The organism is Pseudomonas sp. Pse79 (assembly GCF_024519615.1).
GTDB classification, from domain to species: Bacteria; Pseudomonadota; Gammaproteobacteria; order Pseudomonadales; family Pseudomonadaceae; genus Aquipseudomonas; species Aquipseudomonas veronii.
On record NZ_JALJRR010000068.1, the window covers coordinates 1 to 735 of the forward strand.

1 protein-coding gene is annotated in these 735 nt (G+C 62.3%); it reads right to left on the reverse strand.

Going from position 1 to position 735, the window contains the following annotated elements; translation table 11 throughout:
- Positions 1–735: Ig-like domain-containing protein (locus tag NR164_RS30245; protein WP_256823672.1), on the reverse strand; the 735-nt coding region annotated here is incomplete at both ends.

Genomic DNA, 735 nt, shown 5'->3' on the forward strand with positions numbered 1-735 from the left:
CATCGGTGTAGAACGTGCCATTGGTAGGCGTGCCGACGGTGAAGGATTTCACGTCCGCCACGCCGTCTACGTCAGTGGCCGAAAGCTTAACTTCGATACCCTGGGCCGGATCTTCAGAACCCGTTGCAGTGGTCGGTGCGGCAACCGGCGCGTCATTGACCGGAGTTACGGTGATGGTGCCGTTGGCCGGAGCCGAAGTCAGCGGGCTGCCGCCGTCGGCAATACCGCCGTCGGTCGCGGTGTAAGTGAAGTTCGCGGTGCCGTTGAAGTTCGCGTTTGGTTTGAAGTACACCGTGGCTTCACCGTTGACGGCGTCGATCGAGCCGGTTACCGGTTTGGTCATCGCCGCGTCGGTGTAGAACGTGCCATTGGTAGGCGTGCCGACGGTGAACGATTTCACGTCTGCCACGCCGTCTACGTCGGTCGCGCTCAGCTTGACCGCGATACCTACGCCTGGGTCTTCAGCACCCGTTGCGGTAGTGGTCACAGCCACAGGCGCGTCGTTGACCGGAGTCACGGTGATGGTGCCGTTAGCAGGCGCTGAGGTCAGCGGGCTGCCGCCGTCGGCAATACCGCCGTCGGTGGCGGTGTAGGTGAAGTTCGCGGTGCCGTTGAAGTTCGCGTTTGGTTTGAAGTAAACCGTGGCTTCGCCGTTGACCGCGTCGATCGAGCCAGTCACCGGCTTGGTCATGGCCGCATCGGTGTAGAACGTGCCATTGGTAGGCGTGCCGACGG